The sequence below is a fragment of the Acinetobacter sp. IK31 genome (assembly GCF_035615195.1).
In the GTDB taxonomy this organism is placed as follows: Bacteria; Pseudomonadota; Gammaproteobacteria; order Pseudomonadales; family Moraxellaceae; genus Acinetobacter; species Acinetobacter calcoaceticus_C.
Genome location: NZ_JANBOB010000033.1, coordinates 188,230 through 204,183, shown reverse-complemented (window position 1 = coordinate 204,183; position 15,954 = coordinate 188,230). Strand labels below are relative to the sequence as shown.

The following is a 15,954-nucleotide window of genomic DNA, read 5'->3' as shown; positions in this document are numbered from 1 at the left end:
GAATTTGATATAAAAAGAAATTAATGTGCACTAAAATAACGCTTCATATTATATGTGGTTGTTTTTTAAAAACAATAATAATTGATTCAATATGGTGCATTATTATATTTCTTATTAATTTCATAGTTTTAATTTATGCACTATTATAATGCATTGTAATTTTTATAAATTGTTTCTGAAATTTTTTCTATTGGGTTTGTTTGACATGGAAATGAAATAATTATAAAAGATAATATATGGTAATTAATATTTTTCTAATATTAATTATTTTAATAAATTCCAGCAAATAAATATTTTAAAGGAAAACTTATGAATTATAGTGAATTACAATTAACTGCAAAAAAAGTGGCAGAAAACGAATGTCTTACACACTGGTCTAATCATAGTAATAATTTTACATATCCTCAATATAGTATTCTGGTTAATAACCTAAGACATTGGCTAGGTCCAACTGCTTCTCGACTCGATTTAGGTTGTGAAATTCTAAAAAAAAATCAAACTAATGAAAATGAACAAAACCACAATATTTTAAAAATAATTGAAGCTTTTGAAATGAATATTGCTGAGGAAAAAGGTTTAGATGACGGTCAACCCCATGCTTATTTATTTATCAAATCAGTAAATTCTTATAGTCAGGTTTTATATGACAAAATTCCTGAATATGGAAAAGGTATAGAATCAACGATGAAATTAAAAGATGAGTCTGAAAAACTTTTTAATAGTGATCTATATATTATGTTAGGTGCTGCTTTAGCTCAAGAAATCCATGCACTGCCACAATTAGAATTACTAGTGAGGGGAGCAGAAAAAAATAAAGAACTATTTTCTGACGAAAAATGGTTAGATGTTTCCAATTTTTATGATATTCATTTAGATGGAACTGAAGCCCGACATGCTGAAGATTTGAATAGGACAATATGGTCAATAATTGATACTGATGCCAAAAAAGAAAAATTCATGATTGGTTTTAATAAATTTCTTGAACTTCTCGATAATTTTTGGAGCAGTTTATACTTAGAGGTTAAGAATGCATAATATTAACTATGTATTCATTAGTGTTTTAGGGGGACTAATTGTCCCCCTACAGTTGGCAATGGTAAATGCTTTCAGAAATACTAGTGGTGCTACACAAATACAATCTACTTTTTATCTTTATGTTGGGGGCGCCATTGCCTCACTTATAATTGCACTATTTATGGATGGTGGTATAAAACCTCCTGCATACGGGCAAACTACTTGGTGGATGTGGATGCCTGGATTTTTAGGTTCCCTTTACATACTTTGTATGTTTGTTGCAGCTCCAAAAATTGGTGCAACGACCACTCTTTTATGGGTTTTTATAGGCCAAATGCTTTTTGCAACGATTATTGATAGTACGGGTCTACTTGGTGTACAGATAAGAAAGTTAGATGGTTTAAAACTCCTCGGCTTAGGTTTCATTTTAGTTGGAGGACTTATCATGATTTATAACGAATATCGAAAGGTAACTAATTAAAAGCCGCTCTAGCGGCTTTTTTATTTAAATGTCTAATTATTCACTTATTTTATATTTTACTTTCTACTAATTTATCAGTTGAAGAAAGAGCAATATTAATAAGTTACTCTTAAATAATTTTTTTCTAATGATCCTTTTTTATTAGTTTTTATATGTTGAATTTTGGAACCTATCAATAGTTAAGAATATTTCAGCTGAGAAAATATCCTCAAATTAAAATGAGGATAAATCAGTGAATGTTAAATCAATTTTCATTCAAACCCATGGACCACATCAAAGTCGAGCAGTTGCTGGTTTTGACTCAGTGAATAGTGGGGCTTGTTCAATTGGGATTATCAAAGGTGATTACCGCCAAATCAATGCCTTAGTTACTGAAGACTACACAGAAAATGACCTTTGGCGTGTTGTAAATTTAAAGGGGAAAAAGAGTGGAATTGATGCTTTTGACTCAGTAGGGGTTTTAGGAGCTATTGATGACCAACATGCAGCTGATTTAGCAATTTTACAATTTGGCCGTATGTTTGATGCTTGCGTAACAGATGTTATTGAAACAAATCAATTTGGGCTTAAACGTCAACTATCTTCTAAAAAGTTCAATTTGACTTGTTCAAAACCTATTCAACGATGGCAATTAGAGCAGCTACAAAACGTTATTACTGCTGAAACACCTCAATGGGACGATATTAATTTAGTCTCTCATAGTGGAGACACTTCAAAACTGCTGTTAGATATACAGCGAAATGATGATTACAGTGAATTATTAAGCAAATTTGATGGTTTGCCTTCGCTGTTGTGTGCTCTTGGTGTAGAAGAGGCACATTACGACTCTATCATTATTGATTATCAGCATTTAGAACAGCTTTCGGCAATCCTAAATCGAGCTATGGATCAGTTTTCGAAAACTGGCGTTAAAGTTGTAAATGTCACTGAAAGTAAGCCTTTCAAACATAAAAAAGTACTTCAAATTGCACTTACTTATGATTTTGATGACGGCCAGAACTTTACAATTCTTTTCCATAAGCCAGATAGATTATCCAAAAATATTAGTCCAGCAGATTCATTAGTTTCTTGGAAGATATTAATGAATAATCGTGATATTACTGCCGCTATTCAACCAAACCAAGGTGAAGGGATATCAATCCCAGTTTTAGCTGGTCGAATCATGAAGTTGATTAACCAAAACAGTAACCGTTTTAAACGCTTACAAGCTAAAAAAGCCGAAAAAGCTAAAGCATTGGCTGAAGCAGAAAGTCGTATTGAACAAAAACAAAACCAACTAAATTCTTTGAATGAGGAAATTTCCAATTTATTAAATGATTTGGATAAATTGCAAACTTCATTGCAATCGAAGCAATCAGAAGAAAATGAAGAAATCATTAAAGAGAATAGTCTAAATGATGATTCACCAGTTAGTATTTCAGATGAAGAAGCCGAACGTTTAAGAGCTGATTTAAAGCGTTTGAATGCAGATCCGCAATGGGCGGGTGAAGATGGCTTACGTTATAAAGCATTCTATGAGCGTATCAATAAGGCTCTAGATGGCGATTCTGAAGCAGTATCTTGGGCTCAAGAATGGATATCTGAATTAGATGAACAAGATCTAGCTCAACAGCAAGCAGAAATAGAATCAAAAAAACTCATTGATGCTGAAATTGAGGGAAACCAAAAAAGAGATGAAGAAGTATTAGCAGCTCGTTCAGCTGGTATGGCTGAAAACAAAATGATGCAGGCATGGTTAGACACTTTAGAAAATCCTGTAGATTCTAACAATATTGACTTTATGGGGTGGGTTTCAGATCGCCGTGGTGAGTTCTTACAAACCTGGAATGGGGCTGAAGGTTCACCAGAATATTTAACAGCATTTTATGAATATTCAAGAGCATGGGCAGATGAACATTTAGCGGATCGCCTTAGTAATAAAGAGCCAATTCAAAATTCAGCTACAGATGAACCTGAAGAACTAAATACTCCAACTGAGGTTGAAGATCTTCAATCTATTAAGACAAATGATGAAGGCAAGCAACTTTATCGTTCAGTAATTGAAGGGCAAGTTAAAGTTAATCTCGAGTTACTAGAACAAATTCGGGACGAAGCAGAAAAAGACTTAAATGATCCACTTCTTATTCCGGCGGTGACAGAGCTATTGAACCAAGTACAAACAATGGAAATGGAAGCGGAGAATATCTAATGACAACACTAAAACAAATTTCTAGCCTAGATATTACTAATAACCCATTAGTTGTAATTGATCAAATGATTAGTTTCTTTAAACCAACGCAGCCCTTAACTGGGCTTTTACGGGGTAGAACTAATAATGTTAAGACGGCTAAAGGGGAAAAGATTTCAACTGTCTTCGCTTTAGTCGATATAGATCAAGTCATTGCATCTCATACGGCGACAGGTGCAGAAAACCCAAACTATCCGCAAGAATTGCAGCCACGAGATCGAAGTCGTGAATCATCACAAGCATGGGTACAGAAAACTGCTAATGATTTAGATCCCGAAAGCCTTGGCCGCTCAGGACGGGCAGATACGGGAGCACCAATAACTGGCAATGATTTAGTAGTTGAATCAGGAAACGGCCGAACCATGGCAATCAAGCTTGCATATGAGCGTGGTACTTCAGATGAGTATAAGCAATGGTTGATTGATGAAGCCGATTACTTTGGGTTTAGCAGTGAGCAGATCCAAACCATTGCACAGCCAATATTGATACGTATTCGTAATACTGAGATCGATAGAGCTCAATTTGCGATTGATGCTAACCAAGACGATAAGTTGTCATTTACTGCTACAGAGCGGGCTAAAGCAGATGCAAAGCGATTAGATGAGAATATATTGGCTCTATTTAACCCTAGCGAAGACGGTGATTTACTAGCAGTAAGTAACCAAAAGTTTATTCAAGGTTTTTTAACTAAATTAGGTGATACAGAAGCAGCCCAGTACACCACGAAAGATAAAAAACCAACACAAGCTCTGATAAACAGAATCAAGGCCGCAATTTTTAGTAAAGCGTACAATGATGATCGTTTGCTAGAAATGATGGCTGATCATACAAAACCAGATCTTCAAAATATGCTTAATGCACTAGGTGTTGCTGCGCCTAAATTTATTGAAGCGCAAGCTATAAGTCGTGGAAATGTTCAAGATATATCGGATCAAATCGTTGATGGGATGGCACAAGCCATAGATCAGCGTGTTGCAAATGCAATTATTGATGCAGCAAACACCATTTTATCTGCAAAGCAAAATGATCAAGATATTGTTGAGTTTGTAAAGCAACAGGGTCTTTTTGAGGACTTAGGGGAAGGGGTTGCTGAACTAGCAGTTTTTCTCGCTAAGAATTGCCGCAGTTCTAAAAAAATGGGTATGTTATTTAAAGCATTAGCTGAATTTGCAGAGAAACAGGCTTTAGATAGCAGCAATGTAGGTTTGTTTGGTGAACCTGAACCAGTAAGTGTAAAAGATGCTATCCAATATGCACAACAAGTGCTTGGTGATGATTTCATTAGTGTGCAAATGTACGATTCTATGATTGAGTCCAGTAGCTCAAGTAGCCCTAAGATAATTAGGTTAACAAAAGAAGGGGCTGAACGTTTTAACAGTGCTTTGAAAATCAAAGTTGCTCAAGGTGATGACATTGAAAAACCAGAAGTAAACAAAATTAATGACATCCTTTTCGAAGGATTAGATATTTAGTTCTGGAACCTACTGAAAATTAAGTACTTACGATCATTCAACATAGGAATATAAAGTTCCTATGTTGAGGGATATATGTCCAATTTTAAGCTCAAACCAATCACTAAAGACACTGTGTTGGTTGCAATTTATTACATGATTGATTTCATGCATTTTCAGAGCAATATTGCTCGGTTTTTCCTTCTTATCATCCATAAGCAAATAGAACTTAACTTGTCTGTAGCGAAGCAAGCATTATCCTTTGCACGTCAAGAAAGTGACTTTCCAAAATTGGATGAAGTAGTTGAAGTCTTATATGCTGAAGCTATCAAAAACATTGATGAATCAGTTATTGAACACATAAATAACGGTTCTAGAAATGTTATTGAACAACTTGAGACTATTGTCAGTCTTTTTGCTTGTGAAAAAGAGCTGAAGCCATACACAACTAAAAAGAATAAAACGCTACAGGTTATTGGTTTAAAAGGCATCAAATTAACCAAAGCTAAAGAATATGACCCTTATGCCTTTTATTCTCAGGGCGAAATTCTAGTACGCTCAAAACATCTTAAATCTATTCCAGACTCACTTCTTTCTGAAGATCAGCAACTAGTAAAAGGGTTATTCTCTTATGTATCAAATACCAATTCAGATGTGGAATCAGTTGGCGAATTTCGTTTCAGATCCAGAGGACCAATTGTTTCTTCAACTGAATCAAGAAAACATGAACTTGAGACTTCAGAATCAATCAGAAATGATGGAGAAACTGGGGAACTCAGAAACAGTAGTTCTGGCTTATCAAAAAGTGATGATGCAAGTTTACTTGGCGGCCGAAATCCAAGAAATGAATCTTCAGATGGAGATAGTGGAACCAATTCTAACCGGGTTAACAGCAGCGGAAGCGGTGAACTATCTGGTAAGAGATCATCTCTTAAACGAGCAAGAGATCGATCAATTATACAATCTGCTAAATCAGTTAGAGCTGCCTTAGATGAAAAGCTGGAAGCTCAATTAAAAGCAGATAATGTAGAAACTGTTTGGAGTGATGCTTCAAATATTGACGAAGCTTTGCCATATCTACAACCTGCACAGCGTGGGGATGTTTTTAAAACAGAAAAGCATTTAATCGAGGAAAATAAGAAGGGTATTCTTTTTACAAATGGCACTGGTACAGGCAAAACTTTTACTGGGCTGGGTGTTGCAAAGCGTTTTATTAATGCTCGTCTTAAGAATATTTTGATTGTTACCTTAAACGATAAAATTGCGAATGACTTTGTAAAAAGCTCAAGCCCTTTGCATATCAAGGCTTACAAATTAAAAAGTATTAAAGATAACGGCGGAGATGAGCACTCTGTTGTAGTAACTACCTTTGCTAATTTTGGTCAAAATACAAGTTTGGTTCATAAACATTGGGATCTTATTTTAATTGATGAAGCCCATACTCTTTCACAATCATCTGATGGTAAATCAACTGCAGCTTTAAACAAGCTACGAGCATTAACAGGTCATTTGCGAGGTTTTAGTGAATGGTTTGATAATAAATTTGCAGATCAAATGCCTAGTGAAGAACTCGATGAAAATGGCAAAGAAACTGAGCAATATCTATCCGCTTATAACAAAATGCAGATCCTTCGAAATGAGCAACATAAAATCTGGAATCTGAACTGGAAACACCAGAAAAGTAAGTGCAAAGTTGTTTTCTTATCTGCTACGCCATTTAGTTATCACTTTTCACTTGATTGGGCGGAGGGCTATTTATTTGATTATATGTCGCCTTCTGTATCTATTGATGACCAAGGTAATTTAGCAGAAGGTTTTGGTAAGGCTCGCGAGCACTTTTATATGGGAAATCTTGGATATCGAAAACGATATGGTAAGTTGACCCGTCCAGAGGCCAAGGTGGATACGGGTGTACTTGAAAGACAGTTTGCCGAAAATCTTAAAAACACTGGTGCCATGTCTAGACGCGATTTAGAAGTTAATTTTGACTATGATCGTAAATTTATTCTAATAGGCTCTCGTGTTGGTGAACTTATTGATGAAGGTTTAACTTATCTTCGCAATGGTTATAAAGAAATCGAAGGACATAAAACACGAACTTTTGAAGAATGGGCTGCTCAGACTGGAAAACCAACAACAGGCTGGGGACGTCATGCATCGATGCAAGAATATGATCGTTTATTCACTGGAAATCGTTTTAAAAACATATACGAAATTATTGCAAAGCGATTTGATTATTTAGCAAGACGCCGTTTGTTAGAAGCTATTAAAGCTGAAGCTTGTGTTGATATGGTGAAAAAGCACTTAGCATTAGGCCGTAAAGTAGTTATTTTCCATGATTATAATGAAGGTGGTGGTTTTGCACCTTTCTTAATTAGTCAGCTTGATATCGAAAAATATGAGAGCCATTTAAGAGATGATATTGAGCTTGAATATAATTCATTCAAGGAAACTCGCCCAGATCTAGTGAATCTCAATCTTGACTACGATTCTCCAGTTGAGACTTTAAAGAAAGCATTTCCAAATGCTCTATTATTTAATGGCCGCATTTCAAAGCAACAACGTGAATCTAATGTAGGGTTATTTAATACAGATGGTAGCGGGCACGATATTCTTATTCTCCAGTCAGATGCTGGTTCAACCGGAATTAGCTTGCATGATACGACTGGTAAACATCAGCGAGTTCTAATTAATATTGGGCAGCCAACAAAGCCTGCCAAGTTAAGACAGACAGAAGGGCGTATCTATCGAACTGGACAGGCATCGAATGCTATTCAGAGATACTTAACTACTGGTACTGCATGGGAACGGGCTGCATTTGCAGACACGATTGCTGGACGTGCAGAAACGGTAGATAACTTTGCAAAAGGTGCTGATGCTGTAGTAAGTATCAAAGAAGCGTTAATTCAGGCTTATGAAGATGCTCAATATGAAGAGCCAAGTCTAAATGATGGTATTGGTGGTAAAGCATATGATGAAGAAAATGCCCGTATTGCTAAGTTAACCCCATTTGATCAAGCACTAACATTCTACTATGCCAAAGGCAAACGTTCTGAAAGTCGTGATAACCGCGAAGGTAAAGAATGGTATGCAACGCCTGAACCACTTGGATTCAAAATGATTGAATGGGCTGGGGTGCACACAGGTGATTCTGTGCTTGAGCCAAGCGCTGGTGATGGGGCTATTGGTCGATTTGTTCCGCAAGATGTTGAGCTAACAATGATTGAACCGACTGAATCTTTAGCTAGTCGTGCTCAAATGGCAAATACTGGTGCAAAAGTAATTGTTGATACTTTCGAGTCTTTAGAGACTTTAAATAAGTACCATGCGATTGTGATGAATCCGCCGTTTGGGCATGCAGGAACGTTGGCAATTCTACATATTAAAAAAGCTTTTGGTCATCTTTACGATGGCGGGCGTATTGTGGCATTGGTACCACGTGGTTCGATGGATTCAAAAGTTGACGAGTTTATTGAAAGCACACCTGGTGCAGTTCTTACAGCTGAAATCTGGTTGCCTCAATCTACCTTTAAAAATGCTGGTACGGCCGTTTCAACTCGAATCATCATTATCGAAAAACATGCCGGAACTAATGATGTACCAATTACACGAGAATTAGACTTTACACTTCTAACAAGTGTTGAAGACCTCTTTTCAGAAATCCGTGACATCGCAATGCCTCCTAGAAAACTACGCATTGATGAGCAGCTTGCTAAGTATGAACTTTATGTTAGAACTGAACGTAGCAAGTATGTTTTCAATGGGGACGGCGTTGATAAACCTCAGATCAAGAATATCATGCTGAAATTCTGGGGCTCAGAAGTTAATGAGTTCAATGAAGTAGTTATGCCATATAACAAATCTGCTGAAATCATTAAAAAGATTGATGAGTTTGAGCAAGTGAACAGTATTAATTTAGCAGCTTAATATAAGTAATAAAAATACGCTCATGATGAGCGTATTTTTATGCTGTACTGGATTTAGAAAAATTAAATTTATAAATATTATGTCTTTGAATTTTTCTTTACTTGGGAATCATAGAACTTGCATATGAACTAATTAAACTTCTTGAAAGTAAAAATTTTTCTCCAACGCTTTCAAGCAGATTACCGCTATTATCTAAACTAAAATGAGCAATATGAGGATCATTAAATAAAAAATCAGGGAAAGGGTATTTAGCATGAGGATTATGAAAAATATATAAACCATCAAAGATTGATTCTTTATATTCTTCTTTAGGAATTCCTTGGTGGATATCAGGAATTAATGTACTCTCACTTACGTCATCCCTAGTGTAAAGTGCGTTAAAGAAAGTAGTTTTATTTGCTTCAGTTACTTCAGCTAATGCTCGAACTTTCCCCCAAGTTGCATAAGGGTTATAAATTACAGCACTAATATCCTCATACTCTGAAGTTGTAAAAAAACCTAGAGGAATTTCTGCTCCATTATCTTTCTCAATAAAATCCATTCTTTCTCTTGGTAAGTAGTTGAGTTTATCGGAAATGGCCTTTTCCTCATTAAGATAAATTCCATAGAGAACAGCAATTAAACCTCGATGACCTATAAAGTGGGAATGAGGACGATCAAAAGAATTAAGACCTAAAATAAATGGTTTGCCAATAACATGAGATAAATTTTTATATGATTTTTTAAATTTTTGAGCCTTAGATACAATCGAATTAGCTATTCTAATAATTGATTTTCGATTGAACTCTTTAAAGTCAATTTCAAAATCTACATATTCACCGCCAAAACCATATGCTGGCAACCCATCTTGTTCTGGATTGGCAATTGTCGCTTCAATACAAAATGCTGAATTATTTTTGTTACATACAAAGTCAGGCGCATGATGTTTATAGTCTATATCAATATTTTCAGATTTCAGAATTTTATTTAGATATAATTCCCAAAAAGAAGACTCAAAAGTAGTTTGGAATTCTTTTACAAATTTATTATCTCTATCAACAAATCCATTTGCCCAATCTAATATCACATTCCTTTCAGCATACATTGCTTCATTTAATAACAATTTAAAAATTTTATGCTGTTTTTCGGTTTCAACAATAGGTGTGAATAAATCTAACATTTTTTAATTCTCAAACAATAGCTTAAATAAATATTCTCAATTCCATCATACTAAAAAATTACTCATAATCAACTTGATATAAAAATAAGAAATTATTCTTTCTAATATTTTTTTAGTCGTTTGTTATGCTGGAACAAACCTAATAATTGGTCATATTTTTTAATTGATAATAACTTTAATTTTATGAGTTAGTACTTAAATATGTCCAAAGCTTTAGCTTATGCACCAGCTGTAAATACAGCAAAAACTAAGTTGCCAAGTACTGAATCAGATCCTTTCTACGGTTCTATTTCAAGGCACAAATACGCTGAGTTTTCTCTATGTGATAAAGATGGTAATGCAATTGCATCACCAGTAATTAGAGCTTTGCTTACTGAAGGCGACAAAAGTATTGAGAGCCAATGGCAAACACCTTTTGAAAACAGTAATCCAGAATTAAAAATGCCTATGCTCATGGCTAATCTTCAAACTGGTCAAATGCTACAAGTCGCAGGTTCTTTGGGGGAAAATTCCCCTTTTAAGTCTGCACTAATTGATATGGCATCAGGACCTTTATCAACTGCTGAAAATGCACTAAAGAGTGTTGAAGGAAGAACAAATTTAACCAAAGTGAATACAACGCAAGTATTCCTATCTACTTCTTCAGTACGTCTCAATTTATCAGTCTTTTTCTTGGCCTTTAGTGATGCGAAATCAGAAGTTGAAGACAGAATTATGCAATTGGAGGCATGGAGTCTGCCAGTTACATTATCTTCAGATTCTACGCTACAGAATGTCGTTAATGACTCAAATACAGCCCTAGAAGGATTATTTTCAGGTGTAATCCCGCCTTTTGTATCTCTTACTACCCATGGCAAAACTTATAAACCCTTTATTATTGAAAGTGTTTCAGCACCAATAGTCGCGCCAATTGATGAAAAAGGTAACCGGTTAAGTTTGGCCGTCAATATTAGTTTAATGAGTCGAACTGCATGGGACTCAAAAGACATTTACTCTTTATATGGAGGCAACTAATGATTACTTTTGACCCTGTATCCGTAGGTAAAAATACCTACCAAATGCAAGAGCTTAGTTTTGAGCAGTGTCTTAAAATTTCAATCATTACTCCTAATTTTAATGAAAAAAGACTTACAGCTTTTCTAAAATCTGTTTTAGATAGTATGTTTGATCCATTACTTTTAACGATTCAAGAACGGTATTTACTGCTACTTAAGTATCTTGAAAAACAAAGTAATACTATGTTGGAAGTGGATACAGACTGGTCTAAAGTTTTCCTTCGATCTGAAATCTTATGGAAAACTGAAGTTTCTCAGAATGGTGTAACTGTTAGACAGTTAAATGGAAAAGAAGCGGAGTTCTTAGAGGCAAATTGCAAGAATGTCGCGGAATGGATTGCATGCATGATGGCATTTCAGTTGAGTTATTCTAATCATGAGCATTTAGCTTTATTGCCGGATAGAACAAATCCCCAATTATTTGAAGAACAATTTAAACAACGGCTAGACTTCTTTAAGAAAATGCCAGCTAGTGATTTTGATTTGTGTTATCAAGATTTTAATAATTTAAACAATGAGTTGTTTACTCATTTACGGTTAAGTGTTGATAACCATGGCATATTAGTTGAAAGAGGTGCAGATGACGCGCCTGCTCGATTTCGCACCGCTTCCGTCTTTACTGGAATCATCAAAGAGTTGGACCGATCTTTTGCTTGAGACTGTTAATAGTATTTCTGCAAACTGTCCAATGCCTTTATCTGAAGCTTTGAAAATGCCTTTGAGTTTTGAAAGCATTTACTTCAATTCTTCTGCATGGGAAAGCCGCAAAAAATATTTAGAAAATGAAGTCGAACGGCACAATGCTTTCATAAAGCTGGGGCAGGAAGTCATTAAAGGTTTGAATGTATTAGCAAGTAGAGGCCGATAGTATTCGTGTAGAAAAGTCTGAGTAATTCAGGCTTTTTTTTCGCGCTTTGTATTTGGAACCATACTCCGTTCTTAACAATAACTCTTGCAAAAATAACCATAAATGAAATCTGGGGAATAGGCCATGTCTGATCATCAGACAGTTGAAATCACACTCACTAGCTTTGCCAATAAAACAACATTTTTGAGTGGCATCGCTAGTGCAATTGGATCTTTAGCATCTTTCAATTGGTTGAGCTATACAGGTGCAATTGTTGCTGTTGCTGGCCTATTCATTAGCTTTGTTTTTCAGTGGAGACGTGATCGTCGGGAACGTAAGGAAAGTACTCTTCGTGAAAAAGAGAGCAAATTACGTGAACAAGAAAGCCAACTGCGTATCAAGGCTCTTCTAAATGAGCAAATGAATCAACAAGAGAGGAAAGATGAATGAAGTTTATTGAAAATAGTGCTTGGCAGTATCTTTCTGTCAAGCTGCCGACGATTGGTGCATTCATCATGCTAATTTTGTTGCCAGCACTTCAATGGGGAGTAGATTTTGAGGTAATTCCTAAAGAATATCATGCTTTTGTGACTGGTACTTTAATGCTAGGTCTGTCATGGATTGGAAAGAAAATTTCTCAGCCACGACTTAATGGCCCGCAACTAACAGGCCAGTTAGTAGGGATCAATTCTTTATTGAATATCCCATCTCCAACAAAGCCTGATGAATTAGCTTGGATTGCAGAAGCAAAAAAGCATCTTGGTCTGCAAGAAATACCAGGTAAACAGCATAATCCAACTATTTTGAAATGGTTAAAAGAGCTTAAAGCATGGTGGGCCGATGATGAAACAGCTTGGTGTGGAACCTTCGTGGCTCATTGTTTGAAGGTAGCAGGAATTGCTTATCCTAAACATTGGTACCGTGCATTGGATTATGTGAATTACGGCACAAAGTTAGCAAAACCCGCTTATGGTTGTGTTGCTATTAAAACACGTAAGGGTGGGGGCCATGTTTGCTTTGTCGTAGGGCGAGATATGTCTTCTGGAAAACTCGTTTGTCTTGGTGGAAACCAATCAAATAAAGTGTGTTATGCGCTGTATAGTGAGTCTGAATTCCAAGAGTTCCGTTGGTATGGACTTACACCTCAACCCGCAAGTAAACGTTATTCTTTACCGCAATTAAAAGGCGTAACAGCAACTCGGGTTTCTGAAGCCTAATGAAGTTTCTATTACTGAGCTTTCTTTTATGTGGTTGTACAGCACATACAATTTATAGCAATGTAAACGTATCTATTTGCGTTAAAGCACTTTAAAAAAAGCCCTGAATGATCAGGGCTTTTTATATCTAGTTTTCAAATTCTACTTCATAATAAGTTAATTTTACTCTTAAGCAATACTCTAATATTTAACATCATAATAATATATGCATTTTTGCTGTTTATTTATAAGTTTGTTCTATAATTTTTAACTTCTATTAAAAGATTTTGTATCTTTTTTTCTAGCTCAATCTTATGTTTTGATTCATTGATCTCATCAAATAAAACTATTACATGATATGCATATTCATTAATATATATTGCTTTTTCAATCCATAAATCTTTCTTTTTGTTGTAAATTTGATCCATAAAAACACTTTCCATATACAAATATGATATCTGATTTCTGAAGTCTTTAATAATGGTCTCAATATTATTGATTGTTTTAAGTATATTTATTCTAAGACTGTCATTTTTACTTTCATGTAAATCAAGCTGTAAATATAATCTCTTAAGGTTGTTAATGTTGTCTTCTAATATATTGGAGCTGGGTGGAGGATTTTCTTTTATGCTAATTTTAAATTCAGCTTTAATTTCTTCTTTAGTTTTTAAAATTAAGACATTTTCTATTGAAAATAATTGATAACAATTTACTAGATGTTGACTAATCTTTTCATTTGTTCTGATATCAGTAATATTTTTAACTAAGAGGAATGTTTCATTTATTAGGGATGAAAGAGTACTTAATTGTTCATTGTATTTAGCTTGGTCTTTCCAATTATCAATTAGATAAAAGGCAGCTATTGGAGCAAAAATTGTAGCTGACCACCCAAGTAGTCCAATTATTGCATTTACTTTTTCTGCTCCATTAGTAGGTAATACTACTAATGCATAAATTAAAAAACATATAGCTAAAATTACAATATATGTGATAAGTAATTTGGCAGTTAGTTCAATTGTTTTTATCATATATTATCTTTAAATTACCAGCGCTTTAGATTTAAAATCGCATCTTCTAATTTTCGTTCATTATGAGGATGTTCTATCGATAATAAAGTTAAGATTGTAGAGATACTTAATGTTGATATACAAAGTTGTTTATCTGATGATTTTCTAGATTTTATTAAATGTAGATGAGTAAGCCATCCCATAGCATCTCCATATTCTCCTTTTAATCTTTTTATTTGTGGACGCACTAAATCCAGAATAGCTTGACCGTATGCAATTGCTTCCTCTTTAGTAGGAATTTTCCCTTTATGTACCACTGCATTACGAAAACTTGTTTGATTATTGGTGAGCAGGTTAGGTTTAGTGCCAGTTTCTAGTAAATGAATAAAGATAAATGCACCTAGTTGTCTTTCCGACTGATTAGTAATAATTTTCCATGTGTTTTCTACTTCCTCAAGATCAATACTTTTTGTATAGCATATTAATCTTATGTAATATTCATAAAATCGTTCTAATGCCGATGTAAAAGATGAGACTGCTTCTCTGTAATAACCATCTAATATTGCATATGCGCCAATTTCAAAAAGAACTTCAAACTTTTGCTGTTGTAGTACTGTAATTGAAGTGTGACCTTTCGGACAGTGAATCTCGTATCTTCCATCATCATTAAATTCAACATTTCCCAACATATATGAATTTTCAATGGATTCACTCATACATTGAGCACACGAAACTGGTAATTTCATACTTTACATAACCTGCGGAATCTTAATAATTAATATTATGAATATCTGTTAATTTAGCTAAATAGCCAAAGTCAGCACCATAACTTCGAATTAATTCACCAATACACTCCTTCATAATTTTATGATCAATTGTATTATTATTCCTGAGCTCAATTATTTCCATGTAATCTTTTATGAAATAACCAAAATTTTTATTAACTATCTGCATTTCAGGATCTTTAATTTGTCGGTTAAGTATAGAGAGCTTAACTGTGACTTTAGAATGGATTAATTTAATTTTAAAAACATTATAATCATCTGAAGCAGGATACCCTTGCATTAGATCGAATAATTGACCTATTAAATCTGTTACTTCATAAGCAACTGATCTAACAAATGTAGATCTTTCTTGCTCACGCCAATCATTAAATAAATAGGCAGCTACAGCCGCTGCACCTAAAGTTGCAAGAGCACCAAAGATACTTCCTGTGGTTGAAAGGCTATCTTGAACAGCTTTAGCATCACCCCAATAGACATATAAGATTCCAAAAATACTAAAAAGTAGGAATATTAATATTAATCCTATAATCATAATACTTATGGAAAAGGCACTTTTATTCATTAATCACCAACATTTCCTATTATTGGAATCATTTGTGGCCCAGTCATCCGAGCCTTACTAATAATATCGACAAGTTCATCATAAGTTAATTCAAAAGAATCTTCACTATCAAAAACATAGACCAAATTTTTGCCTTCATACATCTGGCGATGTTGGCGGCACGAAACAATTAGGGATAAGAGTTTAAGTTAATTGTTTGTCGGTTAGTCGTGTAAAGTTCATACTACATTCCTCTTTAATGAT

14 protein-coding genes are annotated in these 15,954 nt (G+C 34.7%); 10 read left to right on the top strand and 4 right to left on the bottom strand.

Features of this window, described 5'->3' with window-relative positions:
• Nucleotides 1-309 precede the first annotated feature (309 nt).
• The 5 genes from MSG66_RS17760 to MSG66_RS17740 all read left to right on the top strand — a co-directional run bounded on the left by MSG66_RS17760 (nucleotide 310) and on the right by MSG66_RS17740 (nucleotide 9,100).
• Entirely contained in the window at nucleotides 310-1,035 is a 726-nt protein-coding gene (locus MSG66_RS17760) for a DUF3865 domain-containing protein (RefSeq protein ID WP_324654794.1), read from the top strand.
• Entirely contained in the window at nucleotides 1,028-1,495 is a 468-nt protein-coding gene (locus tag MSG66_RS17755) for a DMT family transporter (protein WP_324654793.1), read from the top strand. Before MSG66_RS17760 ends, MSG66_RS17755 begins: the two co-directional genes overlap by 8 nt.
• A 232-nt stretch (nucleotides 1,496-1,727) precedes the next feature.
• The gene (locus tag MSG66_RS17750; RefSeq protein WP_324654791.1) at nucleotides 1,728-3,683 is read left to right on the top strand and encodes a hypothetical protein; all 1,956 of its coding nucleotides are present in this window, start codon (nucleotides 1,728-1,730) and stop codon (nucleotides 3,681-3,683) included.
• Nucleotides 3,683-5,194, top strand: a complete 1,512-nt coding sequence (locus MSG66_RS17745; protein ID WP_324654790.1) for a hypothetical protein — start codon at nucleotides 3,683-3,685, stop codon at nucleotides 5,192-5,194. Before MSG66_RS17750 ends, MSG66_RS17745 begins: the two co-directional genes overlap by 1 nt.
• Before the next feature lie 75 nt (nucleotides 5,195-5,269).
• Nucleotides 5,270-9,100 carry a DEAD/DEAH box helicase family protein gene (locus MSG66_RS17740; protein WP_324654789.1) on the top strand — a complete coding sequence of 1,277 codons (3,831 nt, stop codon included), beginning with the start codon at nucleotides 5,270-5,272 and terminating at the stop codon, nucleotides 9,098-9,100.
• Nucleotides 9,101-9,197: 97 nt separating this feature from the next.
• Here the strand turns inward: MSG66_RS17740 and MSG66_RS17735 are convergent, their stop codons facing one another.
• Entirely contained in the window at nucleotides 9,198-10,259 is a 1,062-nt protein-coding gene (locus MSG66_RS17735) for a hypothetical protein (protein WP_324654788.1), read from the bottom strand.
• Nucleotides 10,260-10,460: 201 nt separating this feature from the next.
• Between MSG66_RS17735 and MSG66_RS17730 the strand changes: the two genes are divergently transcribed.
• From MSG66_RS17730 to MSG66_RS17710, 5 genes are all read left to right on the top strand, one after another.
• Entirely contained in the window at nucleotides 10,461-11,273 is an 813-nt protein-coding gene (locus MSG66_RS17730; RefSeq protein WP_324654787.1) for a hypothetical protein, read from the top strand.
• Nucleotides 11,273-11,971, top strand: coding sequence for a hypothetical protein (locus MSG66_RS17725; RefSeq protein WP_324654786.1), 699 nt, complete (start codon nucleotides 11,273-11,275; stop codon nucleotides 11,969-11,971). The genes MSG66_RS17730 and MSG66_RS17725 overlap by 1 nt, the downstream gene beginning before the upstream one ends.
• Nucleotides 11,964-12,182, top strand: a complete 219-nt coding sequence (locus MSG66_RS17720) for a hypothetical protein (RefSeq protein WP_324654785.1) — start codon at nucleotides 11,964-11,966, stop codon at nucleotides 12,180-12,182. The genes MSG66_RS17725 and MSG66_RS17720 overlap by 8 nt, the downstream gene beginning before the upstream one ends.
• 123 nt (nucleotides 12,183-12,305) lie before the next feature.
• The gene (locus MSG66_RS17715) at nucleotides 12,306-12,611 is read left to right on the top strand and encodes a holin (protein WP_324654784.1); all 306 of its coding nucleotides are present in this window, start codon (nucleotides 12,306-12,308) and stop codon (nucleotides 12,609-12,611) included.
• Entirely contained in the window at nucleotides 12,608-13,378 is a 771-nt protein-coding gene (locus MSG66_RS17710; RefSeq protein ID WP_324654783.1) for a TIGR02594 family protein, read from the top strand. Before MSG66_RS17715 ends, MSG66_RS17710 begins: the two co-directional genes overlap by 4 nt.
• 224 nt (nucleotides 13,379-13,602) lie before the next feature.
• Here the strand turns inward: MSG66_RS17710 and MSG66_RS17705 are convergent, their stop codons facing one another.
• Genes MSG66_RS17705 through MSG66_RS17695 form a run of 3 tightly spaced genes read right to left on the bottom strand, consistent with a single transcriptional unit; the run spans nucleotide 13,603 to nucleotide 15,711 of the window.
• Entirely contained in the window at nucleotides 13,603-14,385 is a 783-nt protein-coding gene (locus MSG66_RS17705) for a hypothetical protein (protein ID WP_324654782.1), read from the bottom strand.
• Between the two features lie 14 nt (nucleotides 14,386-14,399).
• A complete protein-coding gene (locus MSG66_RS17700; protein WP_324654781.1) occupies nucleotides 14,400-15,110 on the bottom strand; it encodes a hypothetical protein in 711 nt (236 codons plus the stop codon).
• A 22-nt stretch (nucleotides 15,111-15,132) separates the two neighbouring features.
• A complete protein-coding gene (locus tag MSG66_RS17695; RefSeq protein WP_324654780.1) occupies nucleotides 15,133-15,711 on the bottom strand; it encodes a hypothetical protein in 579 nt (192 codons plus the stop codon).
• Nucleotides 15,712-15,954: the final 243 nt, after the last annotated feature.